The organism is Microlunatus antarcticus (assembly GCF_014193425.1).
In the GTDB taxonomy this organism is placed as follows: Bacteria; Actinomycetota; Actinomycetes; order Propionibacteriales; family Propionibacteriaceae; genus Microlunatus; species Microlunatus antarcticus.
Map to the genome: position 1 here is coordinate 1,882,927 of NZ_JACHZG010000001.1, position 20,435 is coordinate 1,903,361.

Consider the following 20,435-nt stretch of genomic DNA (forward strand, 5'->3'; position numbering starts at 1 on the left):
CGACCTGTGAGGAAGACTCGGGGGACGAGTCCTCCGCCCGCCAGCATCCGTCGCCCGACCCGGACGGATCACCACCGGAGGTGTCCGTGAGCAGCACCGATCTGCCGGCCTCGGCCAGCCCCGACGAGGCCGTGCGCCCCGAGGTGGTCGACGCCGCCCAGGACCTGCTGTTCGAGGGCGACTTCTCCCCGATGCCGCGCGACCTCGGCTTCCGCGGCCCGGTGGCCTGCAGCGCCGCCGGCATCACCTACCGCCAGCTCGACTACTGGGCGCGTACGGGCCTGGTCGTCCCCGAGATCCGCGGGGCCAGCGGCTCCGGCTCGCAGCGGCTCTACAGCTTTCGCGACATCCTCATCCTCAAGGTCATCAAGAAGCTCATCGACGCGGGCATCTCGCTGCAGCAGATCCGCACCGCGATCACGCACCTCCGGGCCCGCGGCGTCGACGACCTGACGCAGGTGACCCTGATGAGCGACGGCATCTCGGTCTACGAGTGCACGAGCAACGACGAGGTCATCGACCTGCTCAGCGGTGGGCAGGGCGTGTTCGGCATCGCCCTCGGCGGCGTCTGGCGCTCCATCGAGGGCACGCTGTCCTCGCTGCCCGCCGAGCGCGCCGAGCCCGAGCCCGAGGCGACCCCGAACGCGGGCGACGAGCTCTCGCTGCGCCGCCGCGCCCGCGCCGCCGGCTGACCGTCCCGGGGGCCTCGTACGGGCTCGGGTAGCCTGACGACGTCCAGCGACCGCGCGGGAGAGCGCACGACTCAGGGTTGAGTGCGTGCCGCCGAAGGGGCAACATCCCCGGAACCTCTCAGGCACCCAGACCGCGCGGGGAACGACAGCTCTGGAGCCCATCGGGCGACAGAGGGGGAACGGTGTCCGCGCACGCGGTCACCGCTCAGCCGAGCCGTTCCCCGGGAGCACCCCTCATGGCCCAGCCCGCAGCAACCGCCAGCAGCGCACCCACCGTCTTCGCCGACCGGCACATCGGTCCGCGCGCCGACGAGCGCGACAAGATGCTCGCCACCCTCGGCCTCGGCTCGCTCGAGGACCTGGTCGCGCAGGCCCTGCCGGCCGGGATCCGGATGCGTGAGCCCCTGAACCTGCCGCCGGCGCTGTCGGAGACCGAGGCCCTGACCGCGCTCCGCGGCCTCGCCGCCCGGAACAACCCCCGCCGGGCCATGATCGGCCAGGGCTACCACGGCACCGTCACCCCGTCGGTGATCCGGCGGAACGTGCTCGAGGACCCGGCCTGGTACACCGCCTACACGCCCTACCAGCCCGAGATCAGCCAGGGCCGGCTCGAGGCGCTGCTGAACTTCCAGACCATGGTGAGCGACCTCACCGGCCTGCCGACCGCGGGCGCCAGCCTGCTGGACGAGGCCACCGCGGTCGCCGAGGCGATGACCGTCGCCCGCCGCTCCACCAAGACGGGCCGCGTCCTGCTCCTCGACGCCGCGAGCCTGCCGCAGACCATCGGGGTGGTCCGCACCCGGGCCGAGCCGCTCGGCATCGAGGTCCAGCTCGCCGACGACCTGACCGCCGCCCTGCGCGAGACCGACGCGTTCGCCGTCGTCGTGCAGACGCCCGCCGCCGACGGCCGCCTCGCGCCCACCGAGGAGCTGGCCGCGCTCGCCGCCCTGGCCCACGAGCAGGGCGCCCTGGTCATCGCCGCCTGCGACCTGCTCGCCCTCACCCTCGTCACGCCGCCGGGGGAGTGGGGCGCCGACATCGCGGTCGGCTCGAGCCAGCGCTTCGGCGTCCCGCTCTTCTACGGCGGCCCGCACGCCGCCTTCATGTCGGTGCGCGCCGGGCTCGAGCGCACCCTGCCCGGGCGCCTGGTCGGCGTCTCGCGCGACGTCCACGGGACGGCTGCCTTCCGGCTCGCCCTGCAGACCCGCGAGCAGCACATCCGCCGCGAGAAGGCCACGTCCAACATCTGCACCGCGCAGGTCCTGCTCGCCGTCGCGGCCAGCATGTACGCCGTCTACCACGGCCCCGAGGGGCTCCGGACGATCGCGGAGCGGGTCCACGCCGACACGACGGCGCTGGCCGCCGACCTCGCCGCGGCCAAGCTGGCCCCCGATCACGCGACGTTCTTCGACACCCTGACCGTGGCCGTCCCCGGCGAGGCCGCCGAGGTCGTCGAGCGCGCCCGCCGCGGCGGCGTCCACCTCCGGCTGATCGACGCCGGCCGGGTCGGGATCTCGGTCGGGGAGGACACCACGCCGGCCGACCTCGACGCGGTCCGCGCGGCGTTCGGCATCGACCACGGGAGCACCGACGGCACGGCCCACGGCGACCTGGGCGCGTACGGCGACCTCTCCGCCAGCGCGCGGACGACGTCGTACCTGCAGCACCCCGTGTTCCGTACGCACCACAGCGAAACGGCGATGCTGCGCTACCTGCGTGCGCTGTCGGACCGCGACTTCGCGCTCGACCGCGGCATGATCCCGCTCGGCTCCTGCACGATGAAGCTCAACGCGACGACGGAGATGGAGCCGATCTCGTACGACGGCTTCGCCAACCTGCACCCGCTGGCCCCGGCCGAGGACGCCGAGGGCTACGCCGAGCTCGTCGGCACCCTCGAGGGCTGGCTGGCCGAGGTGACCGGCTACGCGCGGGTCTCGATCCAGCCGAACGCCGGCAGCCAGGGCGAGCTCGCGGGGCTGCTGGCCATCCGGGCCTACCACGAGTCCCGCGGCGACACCGACCGCCGCGTGTGCCTCATCCCGTCCTCGGCCCACGGCACCAACGCCGCCTCCGCCGTCATGGCCGGCATGAAAGTCGTCGTGGTCAAGGCGACCGACGACGGCTCGGTCGACCTCGACGACCTGCGGGCCAAGATCGAGCTCCACGCCGACGCGCTCGCCGCGATCATGGTCACCTACCCCTCGACCCACGGGGTGTTCGAGGAGACGATCACCGACCTCTGCGCGCTGGTGCACGACGCGGGCGGTCAGGTCTACGTGGACGGGGCCAACCTCAACGCGCTGCTCGGGCTCGCTCAGCCGGGCCGCTTCGGGGCGGACGTCAGCCACCTCAACCTTCACAAGACGTTCTGCATCCCGCACGGCGGCGGCGGTCCCGGGGTGGGCCCGGTCGCGGTCGGCGCGCACCTCGCGCCCTTCGTGCCCGGCGACCCTCGGACGGGACGCGTCGGGAACGGCGTCGGTCCGGTCTCGGGCGCGCCCTTCGGCTCGGCCGGCATCCTGCCGATCAGCTGGGCCTACATCGCGATGATGGGCCCGGACGGGCTGACGTCGGCGACCGAGCACGCGCTGCTCGCCGCCAACTACGTCGCCGCCCGACTCGGTGCGGCCTACCCGGTGCTCTACGCGGGGCGCGACGGCCGGGTCGCCCATGAGTGCATCCTCGACCTGCGGCCCCTCACGAAGTCGAGCGGCGTGACCGTCGACGACGTGGCCAAGCGGCTCGTCGACTTCGGCTTCCACGCCCCGACCATGAGCTTCCCGGTCGCCGGCACCCTCATGGTCGAGCCGACGGAGTCGGAGAACCTGGGCGAGATCGACCGCTTCTGCGACGCCATGCTCGCGATCCGCGACGAGATCGCGCGCGTCGAGGCCGGCGAGTGGCCCGCGGACGACAACCCGCTGGTCAACGCCCCGCATACGCAGGGCGCGGTCATGGTCGACGAGTGGGAGCACCCGTACCCGCGCCGCCTCGGCGCCTTCCCGGCCGGCCTGCACGCCGGCCCGATCTACGCCACCGGCAGCGACAAGTACTGGCCGCCGGTCGGCCGGATCGACGGTGGCTTCGGCGACCGGAACCTGGTCTGCACCTGCCCGCCGCCGGAGTCGTTCGAGGACTGAGGCGCCTGAGCCGTTCCGCGCCCTCGACCACTGGTCACTCCCGCGCCGCCCGGAGTGACCAGTGGTCAGCAGCGGCTGGTCAAGAGGGTGCGGCAGGCCCGGGAGCGACCAGTGGTCGACGCGGGCGTAGCCCCCTCCGGCTCGCCGGAGCTCCGACTTCAGGTCAGGTAGGGGTCGGCCCAGGCGCTGATGATGCGGGCGGCGCGGGCCGCCTGGCCCTTGCCGGTGAGCAGGTGGTCGGCCCCCTCCAGCGCGACGAAGCTGCGCGGGTGCCGCGCGGTCTGGAAGATCAGGCTCGCGTTGCGCACTCCGACCGTGTTGTCGGTGGGGGAGTGCATGACCAGCAGTGCCCGGTGCAGGGTGCGGATGCGGTCGCGCAGGTCGGTCGTGCGCACGTCGTGGATGAAGTGACGCCGCAGCGTCAGCGCCTTGCCGCCGGCGAGGAACGGCGCCTCGCCCTCCGCCTCGATCCGCTCGAGCAGCGCGTCGTAGTTGTGCTCGACGTGCTTCGGCTCGTACGGCGCCCCGATGCTGGCGACCGCGCGGACCCCGTCGGTCAGGTGGGCAGCGGCGATGGCGGCCGCCCCGCCGAACGAGTGGCCGACGAGCAGCCGTACGGGCCGGCCTGCGTCCTCCATGAAGCGCACGGCCTGTGCGGTGTCCTCGACCTTGCGGGAGAACGAGCCGTCGCCCCAGTCGCCCTCGGAGTCGCCGAGCCCGAGGTTGTCGAAGCGCAGCACCCCGACGCCGTCGCGGGCCAGCTGCTTGGCGATCCGGCTGGCGGCCGGCGAGTCCTTGCCGAGCGTGAAGCCGTGCGACAGCACCGCCCAGCCCCGGACCGGCCCCTCGGGCAGGTCGACGACGCCCGCCAGCCTCGGTCCGCTGGTGCTCGGGAACGTCACACGCTCGTGCATGCGCAGGATCCTCGCCCACGTCCCCTACGCTTGTCGAAGACCCTGGGCGACCGGGATCACAGTCAGGACGGGAAACCTTGAGCCGCTGCCGAGCGTTGTGCCCCCGATGACTCCTCCGACGCTTGCCGCTGCCCGCCGCCCTCGCTCCCTGCTGAAGGTCGGTGGGCTGTTCGTCGTGGTGAGCGTGGTCTGCGGCCTGCTCGTGACCGCCGCGACCCTGCCGTTCGTCGGTGGGGCCGCCTGGGGCGCCAAGGCGGCGCGCGACGGCATGTCCAGCCTGCCGCTGGCCTTCGCCACCCCGGCGCAGGCTCAGCGCTCGACCGTCCTGGACGGCGACGGCAAGGTCCTCGCCTACTTCTACGACCAGAACCGCACCTACGTGGACCTGGCCGACATCGCCCCGGTGATGCGGACGGCGATCGTCTCGATCGAGGACCACCGCTTCTACGAGCACGGTCCGCTCGACGCCCAGGGCACGCTGCGCGCGTTCGTCAAGAACTTCTTCGCCGGCGGCGTCACGCAGGGCGGGTCGACCCTCACCCAGCAGTACGTGAAGCAGGTCCAGGTCAACGCGGCGGCGTTGAGCGGGAACGAGGCCGCCGTCGAGGCCGCCACGGACAGCAGCTACCAGCGCAAGCTCCGCGAGCTCCGCTACGCCGTCTCGGTCGAGAACACGATGAGCAAGGACCAGATCCTCGAGCGCTACCTCAACATCGCCTACTTCGGCGACGGGGCGTACGGCATCGAGGCCGCCTCGGAGCACTACTTCGGCACCACCGCCAAGAAGCTGACGCTGCCGCAGGCCGCGATGCTGGCCGGGCTGGTCCAGAACCCCGCCAGCTTCGACCCCGTGACCCACCCGGGCGCCGGCATCGAGCGGCGCAACGTCGTCCTCGACCGCATGGGCGAGCTCGGGACGGCGAGCACGGCCGCCGTGGCGAAGGCCAAGAAGACGAAGTTCTCGAACGGTGACGTCGAGAACATGTCCAGCGGTTGCCAGAGCAGCGACCTGCCCTTCATCTGCGACTACGTCAAGCGCTCGGTGCTGCAGATGTCGAGCCTGGGCAAGACCACGGCGGACCGCGAGAAGCTGCTCATGCAGGGCGGCCTCACGATCCGGACGGGCATCGACCCCGACATCCAGGAGAACGTGCAGGAGAAGGTCAGCGACGCCGTCGGCGCCAAGGACCCGGTCATCTCGGTCATGGACATGGTCGAGCCCGGCACCGGCAAGATCGTGGCGATGGCGCAGAGCCGACCGGTGATGGGTGCGGACGCCAAGAAGGGCCAGACCTACTGGAACTACTCGGCTCCGCGCGACCTCGGCGGCAACCAGGGCTTCCAGGCCGGGTCGACGTTCAAGGCCTTCACCGCGGCCGCGGCGCTCGAGAACGGCATCCCGCTCTCCAAGCGCTACGACGCCCGCGCCTCGATGGACTTCTCCGGGGACCGGTTCGACAGCTGCAGCGGGAACGTGCCGATCGTGGGCGACTTCCCGGTCAAGAACTCGACCGGCGTCAACGGCTCCATGGACATGGTCCGCGCCGCCGAGTTCTCGGTGAACACCTACTTCGTGCAGCTCGCGCTCGACGTCGGCATGTGCGACGTGACCAAGATGGCCGCGAAGCTGGGTGCGGAGTCCAACACCCCGGACGCCCCGATCAGCTCGTACGACGACAAGCCCTCGTTCACGCTCGGCACGGCCGAGGTCAGCCCACTGTCGGTGGCCAACGCGTACGCGACCTTCGCCTCCGGCGGCATCCACTGCAACCCGGTGATCGTCTCCAAGATCACCGACGGCAGCGGCAAGGACCGCGACGTCCCCGGGGCCGACTGCAAGCGGGTGATCTCCGAGGACGTGGCCAGCGCGGTGGACTCCATGCTCTCCAGCGTCGTCACCAAGGGGACCGGCGCCCGGGCCCGGACGGCCGACGGTCGTCCGCAGGCCGGCAAGACCGGCACGATCGACAGCAACGCCGCCGTCTGGTACGTCGGCTACACGCCGCAGATCGCCGGTGCGGCCATGATCAGCATCGACAACGAGCGCAAGTCGCCGCGCAGCCTGAAGGGCTACACCGTCGCGTCGTCGGGCCTCTACCTGGAGGGGTCCGGCAGCGGTGACGCCGGCCGGCGGATCTGGAAGCCGGTGATGGACAAGTACCTCAAGGACCTCCCGGCCGAGAGCTTCCCGACCCCGCCGGCCGACCTCGTCCGCGGCGACGCGAGCGACCGGACGACCGACAACCGGTACGGCCAGAAGCAGCGTCCCGGCGGTCGCTGACCCCTACGCCCCCTCGGTCGTGAGGCTGCGGTATAGGTCGAGGTGCTGGTCGGCAGCGGCGCGCCAGGTGTGACGCAGGGCCAGCTCCGCCCCGCCCGGCAACGGGCCGTCGGCGACGGCAGCCAGCAGGGCGGCGGCGATGCCCGGCGCGTCCTCGCCGTAGCGGACGTGCTCGCCGAACACTTCCCGCAGGACCGGCAGCGGCCGGGCGACCACGGGAACGCCGGCGGCCAGCGCCTCCATGGCCGCGAGACCGAACCCCTCCTTGGTCGAGACGAACCCCAGGGCGGCGCAGCCGGCGACCAGCCCGGGCAGGACGTCGTGGTCGACCGGGCCCAGCACGTGGGCCTCGACACCCAGCTCGACGGCCCGCGCGTCGAACGCCGCGCGGTAGTCGCGGTAGTCGAACAACGTCTCGCCACCGGCGACGACCAGCTCCAGGTCGGGCAGCGTCCGCCGCGCGACCGCGAACGCCTCGAGCAGGTCGAGCGTCCCCTTGCGGGGCTCGATCCCGCCGACCGCGAGCACGTAGCGCCCGAACCGGCCGCGCCACGGGGCCGAGGCCGCCGGGTCGAGCGCCGCGGCGGCGAACCGGGCGGCGTCCACACCGTTCGGGATCACGACGGGGTGCAGGCCCCAGCCCGCCGTCACCTCGGTCGCGACGGCCGCCGAGACGCAGACGTGGGCGTGCGGGCGGACGATCGCGCGCTCGTGGCAGGCGACGAGCTCGGGCGTCGTGAACTGGTCGAGGTGGTGGATCGTCCGCACGCACCGGGGCACCGCGTTCGCGCTGATGCAGTCCTGCGCGTGGACGACGTCGTACGCGGTCCCCGCCGCGACCCGCTCCGCAAAGGCCGCGCCCAGGACCCCGATCGAGCGCACGATGCGGTCGCCGACGGTCTCACCCTCGAGGTGAGGCAGAGGGACGACCTCGACGTCCACCCGAGGGTCGACGCGGCGGAAGAAGCCGTCGTCTCCGCCGCGGCCCAGGGTCCACACGCTCACGTCGACACCGAGCTCGACGAGGGCCTCGGCGAGCGCGAGGGTGTGCACGACCCCGCCCCGGGGCTTGGTCGAGTAGGTCAGCAGCGCGACCCTCACTGGTCCGCCACCGCGTATGCGGCCGGGCGCCGCTCGACGAGGTGGTGGAGCACCCGTCGGGCCCGGGCGACCTCGGCCTCGACGTCCAGCTCGACGGAAGCCATCCCGCCCTTCGACCCGGTCCGGGCCAGCGTCTGGCCCCCGGGCCCGACGACCTTGGCCTGACCGAGGAACCGCAGGTCGCCGAACACGCCGGTCTGGTTGGACGAGACCCAGACGATCTGGTTCTCCGCGGCCCGGGCGGCGTCGTAGATGTCGAACAGCCGCGACTGCCGGTCGTCGGTCAGCCGCGCGGCACGGTTGGTGACGTTGGCGGGCCAGGCCGACAGCGCGGCGACGAGCTGAGCGCCGTCGAGGGCCAGCGCCCGGGACGACTCCGGGAACGTCTTGTCGTAGTCGATCAGCAGGCCCATCCGCCCGACCGGGGTGTCGAAGGCGGCGAACCGGTCGCCCGCCGCGTACGCCGCCTGCTCGCCCAGGGGCTGGTGGACCTTGCGGTGCCGCCCCAGCACGCCGTCGCCGGTGACGCAGACCGCCGTGTTGTAGCGGAGCCCGTCCTCCAGCTCGCAGAGGCCGAGGCAGACGACGAGGTCGCCCGCGAGGGCGCACACGCGACGGACGACGTCCGCGTCCAGCGCGAAGGCGGGCGGGAGGTCCTGGACGTCGGGCTCGCGTGCGGGCGCAGTGGTCCACGGTCGCTGCAGGTCCGGCACGTAGCCGCCGAGGGTGGCCCCCGGCAGCACGAGGAGGTCGACCCCGTCGCGCCGCGCGCCGTCGAGCATCGCCCCGAGCTTGCCCAGGGTCCGCTCGACGTCGCGACCGAAGTGAGCCGCGACGGCGCCGATCCGGGTCACGACGTCAGGCGGAGCCGCACCGGCGGCCGGAGCGTCTCGACCACGTGGTCGACCACGTGCTCGGCGTCCCGGGTCAGGCCGGCGAAGCGGCCCGAGCCCCAGGTGTGCAGCCACGGCAGCCCGAGGAAGTGCAGGCCGTCGACGGCGGTGACGCCACGGTGGTGCCCGACCGTGCCCCGGCCGTCGAAGACCGGCACGCGCACCCAGCGGAAGTCGGGCACGAAGCCGGTCGCCCAGACGACGGAGGTCACGCCGGCGTCCTCGAGGTCGAGCGACGTCGGCTCGGAGTCGGGCCGCCAGACCGGGGTGTAGCGCTCCTCGAGGGGCGCGTCGAGTCCGAGTCGGGCGACGTGCCCGTCGATGGCGTCCTTGATGTCCTCGGCCACGCGGTCCGCGCGGTCGAGCGACGCCTCGAGCGTGGGAGCGAAGGCGAGCCGCGGGCCGGCGACGTCGACGAGCCGGCCGTAGAGCCCCATGCCCTCGAGCGCGAACCGGCGCAGGTCGATGTCGTGGCCGCCGTCGCGACCGGTCATGTAGTGGTTCGTCTTCTCGCGCTCGCGCAGGCCGCCGGGGGAGTCCTCGACGGCGACGTCGTAGAGGCCCATCTCCTCGAGCCAGTCGATCGAGTCCCGTCCGCGGTAGCGGCGGGCGCAGCGCGGCGCCGACCCGACGACCAGGTGCACCTGCCGCCCGGCCAGGTGGAGGTCCTCCGCGATCTGGGCGCCCGACTGGCCCGTGCCCACCACGAGCACCGCACCCGCAGGGAGGCTCTCCGGGTTCTTGTAGGCCGAGGAGTGCACCTGCGTGACTCCGGCCGGCAGGCGTTCCGCCAGCCGCGGGACCTTGGGGTCGTGGTAGCCGCCCACGGCCACGACGACCTGCTCGGCCGCCAGCGTCGCCGGCCCCTCGGGCGTCTCGAGCTCGAGCACGAAGCCGCCGCCGTCGTCCTGACGGAGCTCGCGCACCGTCGTGCGCTCGCGCAGCGGGGGAGCCGTGCGGCGGACGTACTCGGCGAGGTAGGCCGAGGTCTCGTCGCGGGTCATGAAGCCGTACGGCTGGTCGCCCGGGTAGGGGAAGCCGGGGAGCCGGCACTGGACGTTGGGCGTGACGAGGGTGAAGGAGTCCCAGCGCTGGTCGTGCCACGCGTGCGCCGCGGTCTGCCGCTCGAGGACCACGTGCTCGAGGCCGGCCTGCGCGAGGAACCAGCTCGCGGTGAGGCCCGCCTGCCCCCCGCCGATGACCGCGACCTCCACCCGCTCGACGGGTCCGGCGCCCGGGAGGCGGGCGCTCACGACGCGCTCCCGGTGAAGGGGTGGGCCGGCGGGTCGAACGCCACGACCGTGACGAGCCCCTCGGGCTGGTCGGCGGCGGCGAGCCGGATGGTGTCCATCGAGGCCCGCGCCGCGGTGCACGGGCGGCCCCAGCGGGCCTCGACCCGGTCGCTGGCCTGCGTGAGCGCCGTCGTGGCCCGGTCGACGAAGTCGGCGACCTCGTACGACGCCCCGGCCTGGAGGTGGTCGTGGACCACCAGCGAGGGCGAGTAGGTCTGCAGGGACCGGCCGTCGGGCCAGCGGGTGGTAAAGGTCAGCTCAGGCATGGACGGGCTCTCGCTCGGAGGGGTAGTTCGGGAGCACCGCGTCGAGCCGGTACGCGCCCGGCCGGCGGTCGCGCAGCGCGTACATGCCCTGGCGCACGGCGGCCAGCTCGGCGTGGACGTCGAGGGTGACCGTGGCCAGCCCGCCCTCGACGCCGGTCTCGGCCCGCACGTCGCCGCCCGGGCCGACGATCTTGGCGTTGCCGACGAAGCGCAGCGAGCCGAAGGTGCCGGTCTGGTTGGACGCCGCCCAGACCACCTGGTTGTCGAGCGCGCGGGCCGCGTCGTAGAGGTCGAAGCGCTTCTTCCAGCGGTCGTCCTCGATGCGGTCGGCCGCGGCGGTCCGCGCGGTCGGCCAGGCGGACAGCGCGGCGATGATCTCGGCCCCGTCGAGGGCGAGCGTCCGCGAGGCCTCGGGGAACGCCTTGTCGTAGCAGATGAGCATCCCGATCCGTCCGACCGGGGAGTCGAAGGCCTCGAAGGCGGAGGCGGCGGAGTAGCTGAGGTTCTCCCCGAGCGGCTGGTGGACCTTGCGGTGCGCGGCCAGGACGCCGTCGCCGGTGACCGCGACGGCGGTGTTGTAGCGGACCACCCGCCCGTCGGCGTCCAGCTCGTCCGCGGCCGCCTCGCACATCCCGAAGAGCACGGTCATGTCGCCCGCCAGGGCTCGCACGCGCGCCACCTCGGGGCCGTCGACGCGGAACGCGGGGGGCATGTTCCGGCGGCGCCGGGCCCGCGTCTCCTCGTCGTCGTCGACGCTGCCGAGGCTCGGCAGGTAGCCGCCGAGGCACGCCTCGGGCAGCACCAGCAGGTCGGTGCCGCGGGCCCTGGCCTCGGTGACGATGCGGTCGATCGTCGCGTACGCGGCCTCGAGGTCGCGTCCGAACTCGTCGGCGACGACGGTGATGGTGGTCTGGCTCATGCGGGTCCTAGTCCGGTGACGGGAGAGGTGAGAGCGGTGGTCGAGCGGCCGTCAGGCCAGCGCAGGCGTACGCCGGGGTCGTCCGTGAGTGCGCCGCAGGCCCGGCTCGTGGCGGGACCGGCCGGTGCGGAGGCACGGCCGGGGACGTCGGCCGTGAGCATCGCGAAGCCCGGGAAGCAGGTGAGCCAGTCGCCCGTGGTCGCGCCCTCGGGAGCCGGGACGTCGGCGACGTCGAGCTCGGCGCCGCAGCCGCTGGCCTCGGCCAGCATCCCGAGCGTCCCGACGAGCCCGGCCATGCTCACGTCCTTGGCCGCCGCCGGCCGGGTGCGGCCGACGAACGAGCCGAGGGCCTGGAGCTCGGTGGTGGTCCGTCCGCTCGTCGAGTCCCACTGCGCCCCGGTGTAGCCGGGTCGCCAGCCGCCGCCGAGGTCGGCGGTGACGGTCACCGAGTGGCCCGGCTGCCCGCCGCCGGCCGGGACCGGCGTGGAGGTGCGTCCGAGGGCCGTGACCGACAACGACGCCGGTACGCCGAGCTGGGTGTGGCCCCCGAGCACCGGCACGTCCCAGGCCTGCGCGGCGGCGGCGACACCGCGGACGACCCGGCTGGCGAAGCTCGTGTCCCGGGCGCCGAGGGCGTCGAGCAGCGCGACGGGGGTGGCGCCCATGGCGGCGAGGTCGTTGAGGTTGACGAGCACGGCGCACCAGCCCGCCCAGGTCGGGTCGCGCTCGACCATCGACGGCAGGATCGCGTCGGTCGCGGCCACGAGGTCGGAGCCGGGCACCGGAGCGGCGTCGTCACCGACGAACCCGGTTCCGCCCAGCCCGTGCGGGCCGGTGGCGAGGGGCGCGAGCAGCGGGCCGAGCGGGCTCTTCGTCCGGGCGGCGAGGCGGGCGATGCGGTCGACGGGCCACGTCATCAGGACGTGCGGGTGGCCGTACGCGTCCTCGTCCGCGAGCCGGTCCCAGCCGAGCCGGCGGAAGAGCGGGGCGTTCGCCCGCTGCACGTGGGCGTCGAAGCGCAGCACGCCGAGCCGCTCCGCGTGGGCGCAGGCCGCGCGGACGAGCGCCGCGCCGACCCCGGCGGTGTGGCCACGGGAGGCCCGGGTGACGGCCAGCCGGCTGCCGACCCACCAGCCGAGGTCGCGTCCGTTCGTGGCGGGCGCCAGGCGGACGGTGCCAACGACCGTGCCGTCGGTGTCCTGCGCGACCAGCGTCAGGGCTCGGGAGTCGTCGTCGACCTCGTCGTGGTCGGAGCCCGCGAACAGGCCCTGCTCGGTCACGAAGGTCTCGTGCCGCAGGCGTCGGGCCGCCTCGAGGACCCGCCCGCCCTCGGCCACGGCCACCGTGAAGGCGGGCGTGGCCGGTCGAGCGGCGGCGCGGGTCAGCAGCTCGACGTCGAAGACCGACACGGAGGACACCTAGGCCCCCTGCTGCTTGAGCGTGCTGCAGGCGCCGCAGGCCGCGCAGCCCGCGGACTGGCCGTCCGAGGTCATGCCAGCGGCCACGAGGTCGCGGGCGACCCGCCGGGTCACGTCCTCGAGCACGGCCGCGTCCGGCGCGGTCGCGCCGTCGGCGGAGGCCAACGTCCCGGCGAGGGGCCGGAACGGCACCACGAATGGGTAGACGCCCATCGCGATGAGTTCGCGGGCCCCGGCGACGAGCTCGTCGGGGTCCTCGCCCAGGCCGACGAGCAGGTAGGTCGACACCTGGTTGCGGCCGAAGACGCGCACGGCCTCGGCCCACGCGGCGCGGTACTCGGTCAGCGGCACCCGCGACTTGCCCGGCATCCAGCGGCGGCGTACGTCGTCGTCCAGCGACTCGACGTGGATGCCGATCGCGTCCGCGCCCGCCTCGCGCAGCTCGGTGATCGTGACCAGGTCGCCCGGAGGCTCGCACTGCACCTGGATCGGCAGGTCGGGCACCCGGGCCTTGACCGCCCGGACGCAGCGCGCCAGGTGGGTCGCGCCCCGGTCGCGGCCGGCCGAGGTGCCGGTCGTCATGACCATCTGCCGCACCCCGTCCAGGCGCACGGCCGCCTCGGCGACCTCCGCGAGGTCGTACGGACGCTTGACCGCGACCGTCGAGCCGGCCTCGAGCGAGGCCTCGATGGCGCAGAAGCGGCACCGTTCCGCGGCGTCGTAGCGGATGCAGGTCTGCACGACGGTGGTTGCGAGGACGTCGCGCCCGTGGAGGCGGGCGAGCATCTCGTACGAGGTGCCGTCCGCCGTCGCGAGGTCGTAGAAGCGCGGCCGCCGCACCGGCGCGACCTCGGCGTCCTCGACGACGAACCCGTCGCGCATCAGCCGGTCGCCGTCGAGCCAGTACGGGCTGGCGTCGTTCAGCGGGACGGCGACGCTCGCACCGTCGAGCACCAGGTGCCCGTCGGCGCTCGGCCCCGCCCCGGCAGGCCGGCTCACCGAAGTCCCGCCGCGGATGCCCAGGATCGCGAGGTCGACCCGCGTCGTGACGCTCATGCCCGTCCTCCGGCCGCCGGGCCCGTCAGACCATGTAGGTGGAGTTGATGACGGCGCCCTTGTTGGCGAAGTAGATGAGCGCGTCCTGCACGTCGAGCGGGTGGCAGGGGATCGTCCCCGGCATCAGGTCCTCCTCGCGCAGGCCGTGCAGCGAGAGGCCGAAGCGGCAGACGAAGACGTGCCCGCCCTCGTCCATGAACGTCTGCAGCGTGTTGTTGATGTTCTGCTCGCCCGGGAAGGCGGAGTCGCCGGTGGTCGGGAAGCCGCGCGTGGCGATGGCGTTCATCGAGCCGGGGCCGTAGAAGTAGACGACCGAGTCGAAGCCCTTGCGCAGCGCGCGCAGGGCCTGCAGGCAGGCGACGAAGCTGACGCTCGACTCGTGCGCGATGCCGTGGACGAGGGTCAGGTAGGACTGGCCGGGCTCGGCCTGGATGTCGGGGAAGATCTTGGTCGACCCGTAGATCGAGCTCCCCTTCTCCAGCGAGGGGTGCGGGATCTCGTTGCGGGAGGTCTCGATCTTGGCGAGGATGTCGTCGTCGAACAGCGGCACGGTGGCTCCTGGGTCCGGTGAAGGAGGGGGCCGGGGCGCCCCATGCGCCCCGGTCCGACCTCTCCTTCGATCCTGCGGCCGGAGCGATTCCAAGCCGGTTACGTCAGGAACAAGCCCCGATGACGGCGGTAACAGTCGTGTCGCGTACGACTCACTCGTGGGCTCGGCGTCCGTGAGCATGTGGTGTGGTCGACGGCCTGCCGCACCGCACCTGGCGATGTGTCCTGCTGGCGACCGGCAGACTGAGTTGCGTGCCGCCACGCCCGAAGGACGAGCGACCTCCGTCCGCTGACGATGCGGTCGGCCTGGTCGTCAAGAGCGACCAGGGCGGCTCGCCGTTTCCCGGGCAGGAAGTCGATCCTGGCGCGGCGAGAGCCTGGGTTCGCCACCAGTTCGCCGGCATGTCTGTCCTGCTCGAGCAGGTCGTCTCCCGCTTGGACACCTTGCCCCGGGCTCGAGCGCTCGTGGCCGCCGAGACGAGCGACGACCTCGTGCTCGACGGCACCGGACACCGCTTCCCTCAAAGCGTCTCGACGGAGCTGGCTCGTGACTGCTGAGGTACGGCTCCGGGGGCTACCCGTGCAACGCACTCGTGTGCACCGGGAGCGAGGAGTCGCTCGGACTGAGCGTCGGGGCTGACCTGTCTGACGGCATCGTCAGGCGTGTCGTCGACAGTGTGACGGGGTTGCTGACGTCGGTCTGGGACGACGAGAGCTACGTCGTGCTCTGGCGCGCGGCTTGGAGATACGACGGTCGGCACTGGATTCGTCCCGCAGCTGGGCTGTGGCCGTCAGCGAGCGATGCGGAACGTTGTGCAGGCCGGGTTCGTCACGGTCCCGGAGAGAACGTCGGGATCCTCGCCCGGTAGCTCAGCGACCAGCCCGACCATCACGTACCCCGACGGCTTCTCGATCCAGGCCTTCGGAGTCAAGGTCAGCGACCGCGAATCGAGCCGACCCGTCATCGAATAGCTGCCGTTCGGAACCCCGGGGTTGCTCTCGATCGGCCCGAAGCTGAAGACCGCCGACAACGCCCCGCTGCCCTCGTCGGAGATAGCCAGGTTGAAGCCCGTCAGGCCCTGACCACAGGTGTACATGCCTTTCCACTGACCGGTCACGTCGCGGCGGCTGGGTGACGCCGACTCAGCAGGCGTCGGGGTGGGCCCACAGCTCGGACCGAAGACCAGGTCGCACGGCCCGCTCGCACTGAACGTCGGATTCGACGTACCCGGACCCGGCGACCTAGCCGGGACCCCCGGCGCAGCGCAGCCACCCAGGCTGCCCGTCACCAGGAAGGTGAGCCCGACGAGGAGCGCCGAGGGCCTGGACCAGAGGCGAGGCACGCGGTGACCCTAACAAGCGAGGGGACCATCGAAGCCTTAACAGAACTGGCTGCCCGCAGCTCGGCGGTCGAGGCCGCGACGGCGTCGGATGCCGCGACACAGACCGCCAGAGGGGCATGCGGAACGACCCGACCTGTGTGGCCGCCGGAGGCCAGGTTCAGCGACTCCGGGCGTTCGACAGGCTCACGGGCTCGGACTCCCCGCCGAGTTCAGAGCAGGTCGTCGATGCGGTGCGCGAGCTCGACGTCGTACTGGGTCACGCCGTTCGCGACGTGGGTCCAGAGCGCGAAGCGGACCCGCGTGGAGCGGAGGTCGACGTCGGGGTGGTGGTTCATCGCCTCGGCCTCCTCGCCCACCGCGACGACGAGGGCCAGCCCGGCGGCGAAGTCGGGCCGCTCGACCGCGCGCACGAGCCGGTCGTCCTCCAGGCGCCAGTCGGGGAGGTCGGCGAGCTGGGCCAACAGATCGTCGGACGCGAGGAGTCGGGGCACCCGGTCACGTTAGTCTCGCCGCCGTGGGACGCGCACCGTGGATCTAGCCGAGCTGGCCGGTCGGGTCGGCCCGATCCTGGGATTCGTCGTCTGCATCACCGTCGTCGCGGAGCTGGCCGACGGCCTGGGCGTCTTCGCCCTGCTGGCCCGCGGGACGGCCCGGCTCGCCCGTGGTTCGGTCGTCCGGCTCTGGCTCCTCGTCGTGCTCGTCGCCGTCCTGGCGACCGCGGTCCTGTCGCTCGACACGACGGCGGTGCTGCTCACCCCGGTCGTCCTGGCGCTCGCCGGGCAGCTGCGGCTGGACCGGATGCTCTTCGCCTACACGGCCGTCTGGCTGGCGAACACGGCGTCGCTCTTCCTGCCCGTCTCCAACCTGACGAACCTGCTCGCCCTCACCCGGCTGCCGAGCTCGGGCGTGCCCGCGTTCCTCGCGCTCACCTGGCCGGCGGCCGTCGCCTGCACGGTGGTCACCGTCGTGGCGCTGGCGCTCTTCTTCCGCCGTGCCCTGCGCGGCACGTACGTCCTCGGCGACGCCCCGCGGTGGGAGCACCCCCGTCTGCTCTGGCTCGGCGTGGTCGTCTGCGCCCTGCTGGGGCCGGCGTTCGTGATCGTCGGCAACGTGCTCGTCGTCTCTGCCGTCGGGGCGGCGATCCTGGTCGTCGCGTGCGCGGTCGGCGCACGCCACCTGCTGCACTGGCGGATGCTGCCCTGGCAGCTCGTGGTCGGCGTCTCCGTGCTCTTCGTCCTCGTGCAGCTGGCCCACGACCACGGCCTCAGCGACGTGCTCGGGCACCTGGCCGGCACCGGGTCGTCATGGCTCGAGCTCCTGCGCCTCGCCGGCCTGGGTGCACTGGGAGCCAACCTGCTCGACAACCTGCCCGCCTACCTCGCGCTCGAGCCCGTCGCGCTCGACAGCCCCGTACGCCTCGTCGCCCTCCTCGTCGGCGTGAACGCCGGCCCGCTCATCACGCCGTGGGCCAGCCTCGCCACGCTGCTGTGGGCGGCGCGCTGCCGCTCGGCGGGCGTGACCGTCTCGTGGGGCCAGTTCGCGCTGCGCGGCCTGGTGCTCGTCCCCGTGCTCCTGGTGACGGCGACGCTCGCCCTCGCGTTCGTCTAGGTCGCGAGCGCGCGCCACTCGCGCTCGAGGACCGCGAAGTCGATCTCGGTCGACCACGCGCCCTTGAACCACTCGTTCTCCACGAGCACGGCCTCCTGCCGCATCCCGAGCTTGCGCAGGACGGCGGCGGAGGCCGGGTTCCGGGCGTCGACGCGGGCAACCACGCGGCGCAGGCCCAGGCGGTCGAAGGCCATCGCCAGCATCGCGCGGGCGGCCTCGGTCGCGTACCCGTGGCCCGCGTACGCCGGATTGACGACGTACCCGATCTCGCCCGTCCGGTGCTCGTCGCTCGTCCAGATGATCATGGTGTCGCCGACGAGCTCGCCCGTCGCGGCGAGCGTGATCGCCAGGCTCGCGCCGTTCCCGGGGGCCTCGATCGTGGTGATCGCGCGACGGGGGAGCCAGGCCGCGACCTCGTGGCGGGCCTTCGGCGTCCACGGGATGTAGCGGCAGACGTCCTCGCGGGACGCGTACGCGTGGATCGCGTCGACGTCGCCGACCGGGTCGATCGGGCGCAGCACGAGCCGTTCCGTACGGACCGGGTGCTGCAGCGTGAGCACCCGGTCCGGTGACACGGTCAGTGCTCGGTCGGCGGGGCGGGCTTCGCCGGCGGCTGCCCGATGCCGCTCAGCAGCTCGCCGTACCAGGGCACGGTGATGTCGAACGCCTTGCCCCCCTTGATGCGGTCGAACTCGATCGCCCGCAGCTCGTCGCCGCGCTCCTCGTCGTGGCCGATCACACCGGGCTCGCCGCGCAGCGCGCAGTCGACCGCCAGGTCGGTCATCGAGCGGATGAGCTCGAGGTCGGCGTCGTTCGCCGGGGCGGAGCGCGAGAAGTAGCCCGACTTCTGGACGAGGACCTTCTCCGCCCCGAGCAGCTCGGCGAACTGCTTCGCGAACCACTGGCCCGGGTTGATCGTATCGATCTTGACGTGGCCGAAGGCGTCGCGGTCGACCTCCTGGCCCGAGCTCTCCAGGTCGGCCACGATGGTGCTCAGCCCGGCGCCCTCGGAGAGGAAGATGTTGACCGCGCCGACGGAGTCCATGACCTCGCGCAGCCGCTTGCCCTCGGTCTCGAGGTCGAAGTCCGCCTCGGGCACGTAGATCGCGTGGACGTCCCACGCCTCGCGGGCGAGCCCGATCTCGGGCAGCCAGGCGCGGGTGTCGAGCCAGTCGCGGTAGGCCTGCGCCGTGGCGGCGGTCAGCCAGCCGCAGGACCGGCCCATGACCTCGTGCACGATGAGCTTGCGGGTGCCGGAGTTGTGCTCGGCGATCACGTTCTCGGCGAAGCGGGCGCCCTGCTCGGCCGCCGTCCAGGCGCCGAGCGACTGCCGGATCGGGATCACGTCGTTGTCGATGGTCTTCGGCAGCCCGACGACGGTCAGCGCGTAGTCGTGCTCGGCCAGGAACGCGGCCAGGTCGGCCGCGGTGGTGTTCGTGTCGTCGCCGCCGATGGTGTGCAGGACGTCGATGCCGTCCTCCGTCAGCCGGTCGGCCGCGGCCCGCAGCGGGTCGACGCCCTCGGCCACGAGGCCGCGCTTGACGCAGTCCTTGGCGTTGGTGAGCTTGACCCGCGAGTTGCCGATCGGCGAGCCGCCGAAGGCGTGCAGCCGGTCCGCGTGCTCGCGGACGACGTCCGTCACGACCAGAGAGTCGCCCTGCAACAGGCCCTGGTAGCCGTAGCGGTACGCGATGATCTCGACCTCGGGGGCGAGCTCGGTGTAGCGCTGGATCAACCCCCCGACGGCGGAGGACAGGCAGGGGGCGAACCCGCCGGCGGTCAGGAGGGCAACCTTCTTCACCATGCCCCGAACCTAGCCGAATCGCCCGGGCCCGCCCCGATCGCGCCGTTCCTCGGAACCGGGCCCGGCCGCGAAGTCGGGGCCGCAGCGTCAGGAGAGCGAGGACTCCTTGTGGGCGGCCTGCTTGCCGCTCTTGCTCGACTCGACGACCCAGTACGGCTCGTCGTCGGAGGCGTTGAACTTCTGCCCGTCGAGGTGGAACTCCTTCGTCTTCTTCTCGACCGCCTTGCCCTCGGTCGTGCCCTGCGGGGTGTTCCAGTGGACGGTGTCGCCCTTGCTGATCGCCATGGGCGCGACGGTACTGCCGCGAGACGGATGGGTCCGGAGCGGTCGGACGGAAGGGGCCGCACGCGTCGCAGGTGCGCAGTTCCGCACGTGACACGCCGTGAAACGGGTGCAGAAGTGCGCACCTACCGAGCCAAGATCTGGAGCCCACCTCTTCGAGGCCCTTCGCAAGCGAGGGGGCGTCTGGGGTAGGGCGTCGGCTCCTGAGGGCTGACCGGCCGCGTACGGGATAAGGACGACCCATGAGTGCAGCGGAGTTCGTGCCGGAGTCCGGAGGCGTCGCCGAGCTGAGGGCCGCGGCCAAGGACTGCCACGGCTGCGAGCTGTGGGAGCCCGCGACGCAGACGGTCTTCGGCGCGGGCAGCCCGGGCGCGCGGATCATGCTGGTGGGGGAGCAGCCGGGCGATGTCGAGGACCAGCGCGGCCTCCCGTTCGTGGGGCCGGCGGGCCAGCTGCTGCAGAAGGGGCTCGACGAGGCCGGGGCGGACCGGTCGATGCTCTACGTGACGAACGCGGTCAAGCACTTCCGCTTCACCTGGCAGGGCAAGCGGCGCCTGCACCAGACCCCGGACGCCGGGAACGTCAACGCCTGCCGTCCCTGGCTCGAGGCCGAGATCGCCCGCGTGGACCCCGAGCTGATCGTCGTGCTCGGCGCCACCGCCGGCAAGGCGCTGCTGGGCAGCGGCTTCCGGGTCACCCGGGACCGGGGCGTCGTCATGGAGCGCGAGACACCGGTGGGCGCGCGACGGTTCTTCGCCACGATCCATCCCTCGGCGATCCTGCGGATGGACGCCGACGTCCGGGACCAGGGCTACGCGGACTTCGTCACCGACCTGCGGGCGGCAGTGGCCGCCGTCGAGGTGTGAGGTCCGCAGAC

General features: G+C 72.8%; 20 protein-coding genes and 1 riboswitch. Of the genes, 6 read left to right on the forward strand and 14 right to left on the reverse strand.

The annotated features are described in order from the left end of the window. The first annotated feature begins 101 nt into the window (after positions 1-101). Positions 102-692, forward strand: a complete 591-nt coding sequence (locus tag FHX39_RS08695; protein WP_269778642.1) for a MerR family transcriptional regulator — start codon at positions 102-104, stop codon at positions 690-692. A gap of 45 nt (positions 693-737) precedes the next feature. Next, positions 738-836: riboswitch (glycine riboswitch) on the forward strand. A 92-nt stretch (positions 837-928) separates the two neighbouring features. Further along, complete coding sequence (gcvP, locus tag FHX39_RS08700; RefSeq protein WP_183341147.1) at positions 929-3,832, forward strand: aminomethyl-transferring glycine dehydrogenase; 2,904 nt, start codon at positions 929-931, stop codon at positions 3,830-3,832. A 158-nt stretch (positions 3,833-3,990) separates the two neighbouring features. On the opposite strand, the gene FHX39_RS08705 is transcribed toward gcvP, so the two are convergent. After that, positions 3,991-4,746, reverse strand: coding sequence for an alpha/beta hydrolase family protein (locus FHX39_RS08705; RefSeq protein WP_183337676.1), 756 nt, complete (start codon positions 4,744-4,746; stop codon positions 3,991-3,993). A 106-nt stretch (positions 4,747-4,852) separates the two neighbouring features. Between FHX39_RS08705 and FHX39_RS08710 the strand changes: the two genes are divergently transcribed. Beyond that, positions 4,853-7,027, forward strand: a complete 2,175-nt coding sequence (locus FHX39_RS08710) for a transglycosylase domain-containing protein (RefSeq protein ID WP_232530602.1) — start codon at positions 4,853-4,855, stop codon at positions 7,025-7,027. A gap of 3 nt (positions 7,028-7,030) precedes the next feature. On the opposite strand, the gene FHX39_RS08715 is transcribed toward FHX39_RS08710, so the two are convergent. The 8 genes from FHX39_RS08715 to FHX39_RS08750 are packed head-to-tail and all read right to left on the reverse strand — an operon-like array spanning position 7,031 to position 14,522. Next, complete coding sequence (locus tag FHX39_RS08715) at positions 7,031-8,128, reverse strand: MSMEG_0565 family glycosyltransferase (protein WP_183337678.1); 1,098 nt, start codon at positions 8,126-8,128, stop codon at positions 7,031-7,033. Then, positions 8,125-8,982, reverse strand: coding sequence for a carbon-nitrogen hydrolase family protein (locus tag FHX39_RS08720; protein ID WP_183337679.1), 858 nt, complete (start codon positions 8,980-8,982; stop codon positions 8,125-8,127). Before FHX39_RS08720 ends, FHX39_RS08715 begins: the two co-directional genes overlap by 4 nt. After that, entirely contained in the window at positions 8,979-10,274 is a 1,296-nt protein-coding gene (locus FHX39_RS08725) for an MSMEG_0569 family flavin-dependent oxidoreductase (protein WP_183337680.1), read from the reverse strand. Before FHX39_RS08725 ends, FHX39_RS08720 begins: the two co-directional genes overlap by 4 nt. Continuing rightward, entirely contained in the window at positions 10,271-10,579 is a 309-nt protein-coding gene (locus FHX39_RS08730; protein ID WP_183337681.1) for an MSMEG_0570 family nitrogen starvation response protein, read from the reverse strand. The genes FHX39_RS08725 and FHX39_RS08730 overlap by 4 nt, the downstream gene beginning before the upstream one ends. Further along, the gene (locus FHX39_RS08735) at positions 10,572-11,498 is read right to left on the reverse strand and encodes a carbon-nitrogen hydrolase family protein (protein ID WP_183337682.1); all 927 of its coding nucleotides are present in this window, start codon (positions 11,496-11,498) and stop codon (positions 10,572-10,574) included. The genes FHX39_RS08730 and FHX39_RS08735 overlap by 8 nt, the downstream gene beginning before the upstream one ends. Further along, positions 11,495-12,907 (reverse strand): MSMEG_0567/sll0787 family protein, encoded by a 1,413-nt coding sequence (locus FHX39_RS08740; protein WP_332836746.1) that lies wholly within the window; start codon positions 12,905-12,907, stop codon positions 11,495-11,497. Before FHX39_RS08740 ends, FHX39_RS08735 begins: the two co-directional genes overlap by 4 nt. A 9-nt stretch (positions 12,908-12,916) precedes the next feature. Further along, positions 12,917-13,972, reverse strand: a complete 1,056-nt coding sequence (locus FHX39_RS08745) for an MSMEG_0568 family radical SAM protein (RefSeq protein WP_183337683.1) — start codon at positions 13,970-13,972, stop codon at positions 12,917-12,919. Between the two features lie 25 nt (positions 13,973-13,997). Then, positions 13,998-14,522: an MSMEG_0572/Sll0783 family nitrogen starvation response protein gene (locus FHX39_RS08750; protein ID WP_332836747.1), complete on the reverse strand. Its 525-nt coding sequence runs from the start codon at positions 14,520-14,522 to the stop codon at positions 13,998-14,000. Between the two features lie 185 nt (positions 14,523-14,707). On the opposite strand from FHX39_RS08750, the gene FHX39_RS08755 reads away from it, so the two are divergent. Then, positions 14,708-15,079, forward strand: a complete 372-nt coding sequence (locus FHX39_RS08755) for a hypothetical protein (RefSeq protein WP_183337685.1) — start codon at positions 14,708-14,710, stop codon at positions 15,077-15,079. Between the two features lie 233 nt (positions 15,080-15,312). Here FHX39_RS08755 and FHX39_RS08760 read toward each other — a convergent pair whose 3' ends face one another. Both FHX39_RS08760 and FHX39_RS08765 read right to left on the reverse strand, forming a co-directional pair. Further along, entirely contained in the window at positions 15,313-15,639 is a 327-nt protein-coding gene (locus tag FHX39_RS08760) for a hypothetical protein (RefSeq protein WP_183337686.1), read from the reverse strand. Between the two features lie 434 nt (positions 15,640-16,073). Continuing rightward, the gene (locus tag FHX39_RS08765) at positions 16,074-16,355 is read right to left on the reverse strand and encodes a 4a-hydroxytetrahydrobiopterin dehydratase (protein WP_183337687.1); all 282 of its coding nucleotides are present in this window, start codon (positions 16,353-16,355) and stop codon (positions 16,074-16,076) included. Between the two features lie 37 nt (positions 16,356-16,392). Between FHX39_RS08765 and FHX39_RS08770 the strand changes: the two genes are divergently transcribed. Then, positions 16,393-17,472 carry an ArsB/NhaD family transporter gene (locus tag FHX39_RS08770; protein ID WP_183337688.1) on the forward strand — a complete coding sequence of 360 codons (1,080 nt, stop codon included), beginning with the start codon at positions 16,393-16,395 and terminating at the stop codon, positions 17,470-17,472. Here the strand turns inward: FHX39_RS08770 and FHX39_RS08775 are convergent. From FHX39_RS08775 to FHX39_RS08785, 3 genes are all read right to left on the reverse strand, one after another. Beyond that, a complete protein-coding gene (locus tag FHX39_RS08775; protein ID WP_332836748.1) occupies positions 17,469-18,047 on the reverse strand; it encodes a GNAT family N-acetyltransferase in 579 nt (192 codons plus the stop codon). The two genes, FHX39_RS08770 and FHX39_RS08775, sit on opposite strands and share 4 nt — an antisense overlap. Positions 18,048-18,049: 2 nt before the next feature. Then, positions 18,050-19,276: a pyrophosphate--fructose-6-phosphate 1-phosphotransferase gene (locus FHX39_RS08780; RefSeq protein WP_183337689.1), complete on the reverse strand. Its 1,227-nt coding sequence runs from the start codon at positions 19,274-19,276 to the stop codon at positions 18,050-18,052. 87 nt (positions 19,277-19,363) lie between these two features. Beyond that, positions 19,364-19,561 carry a hypervirulence associated TUDOR domain-containing protein gene (locus FHX39_RS08785; RefSeq protein ID WP_183337690.1) on the reverse strand — a complete coding sequence of 66 codons (198 nt, stop codon included), beginning with the start codon at positions 19,559-19,561 and terminating at the stop codon, positions 19,364-19,366. A 239-nt stretch (positions 19,562-19,800) separates the two neighbouring features. On the opposite strand from FHX39_RS08785, the gene FHX39_RS08790 reads away from it, so the two are divergent. Next, a complete protein-coding gene (locus tag FHX39_RS08790; RefSeq protein ID WP_183337691.1) occupies positions 19,801-20,424 on the forward strand; it encodes a UdgX family uracil-DNA binding protein in 624 nt (207 codons plus the stop codon). Positions 20,425-20,435 lie beyond the last annotated feature (11 nt).

Excerpts from the sequence above, each read along its gene's own strand:
- FHX39_RS08745 (WP_183337683.1), bottom strand. The coding sequence starts at position 13,972 with ATGAGCGTCACGACGCGGGTCGACCTCGCGATCCTGGGCATCCGCGGC.
- FHX39_RS08785 (WP_183337690.1), bottom strand. The coding sequence starts at position 19,561 with ATGGCGATCAGCAAGGGCGACACCGTCCACTGGAACACCCCGCAGGGC.
- FHX39_RS08735 (WP_183337682.1), bottom strand. The coding sequence starts at position 11,498 with ATGAGCCAGACCACCATCACCGTCGTCGCCGACGAGTTCGGACGCGAC.
- FHX39_RS08790 (WP_183337691.1), top strand. The coding sequence starts at position 19,801 with ATGAGTGCAGCGGAGTTCGTGCCGGAGTCCGGAGGCGTCGCCGAGCTG.
- FHX39_RS08710 (WP_232530602.1), top strand. The coding sequence starts at position 4,853 with ATGACTCCTCCGACGCTTGCCGCTGCCCGCCGCCCTCGCTCCCTGCTG.
- FHX39_RS08730 (WP_183337681.1), bottom strand. The coding sequence starts at position 10,579 with ATGCCTGAGCTGACCTTTACCACCCGCTGGCCCGACGGCCGGTCCCTG.
- FHX39_RS08705 (WP_183337676.1), bottom strand. The coding sequence starts at position 4,746 with ATGCACGAGCGTGTGACGTTCCCGAGCACCAGCGGACCGAGGCTGGCG.
- FHX39_RS08780 (WP_183337689.1), bottom strand. The coding sequence starts at position 19,276 with ATGGTGAAGAAGGTTGCCCTCCTGACCGCCGGCGGGTTCGCCCCCTGC.
- gcvP (WP_183341147.1), top strand. The coding sequence starts at position 929 with ATGGCCCAGCCCGCAGCAACCGCCAGCAGCGCACCCACCGTCTTCGCC.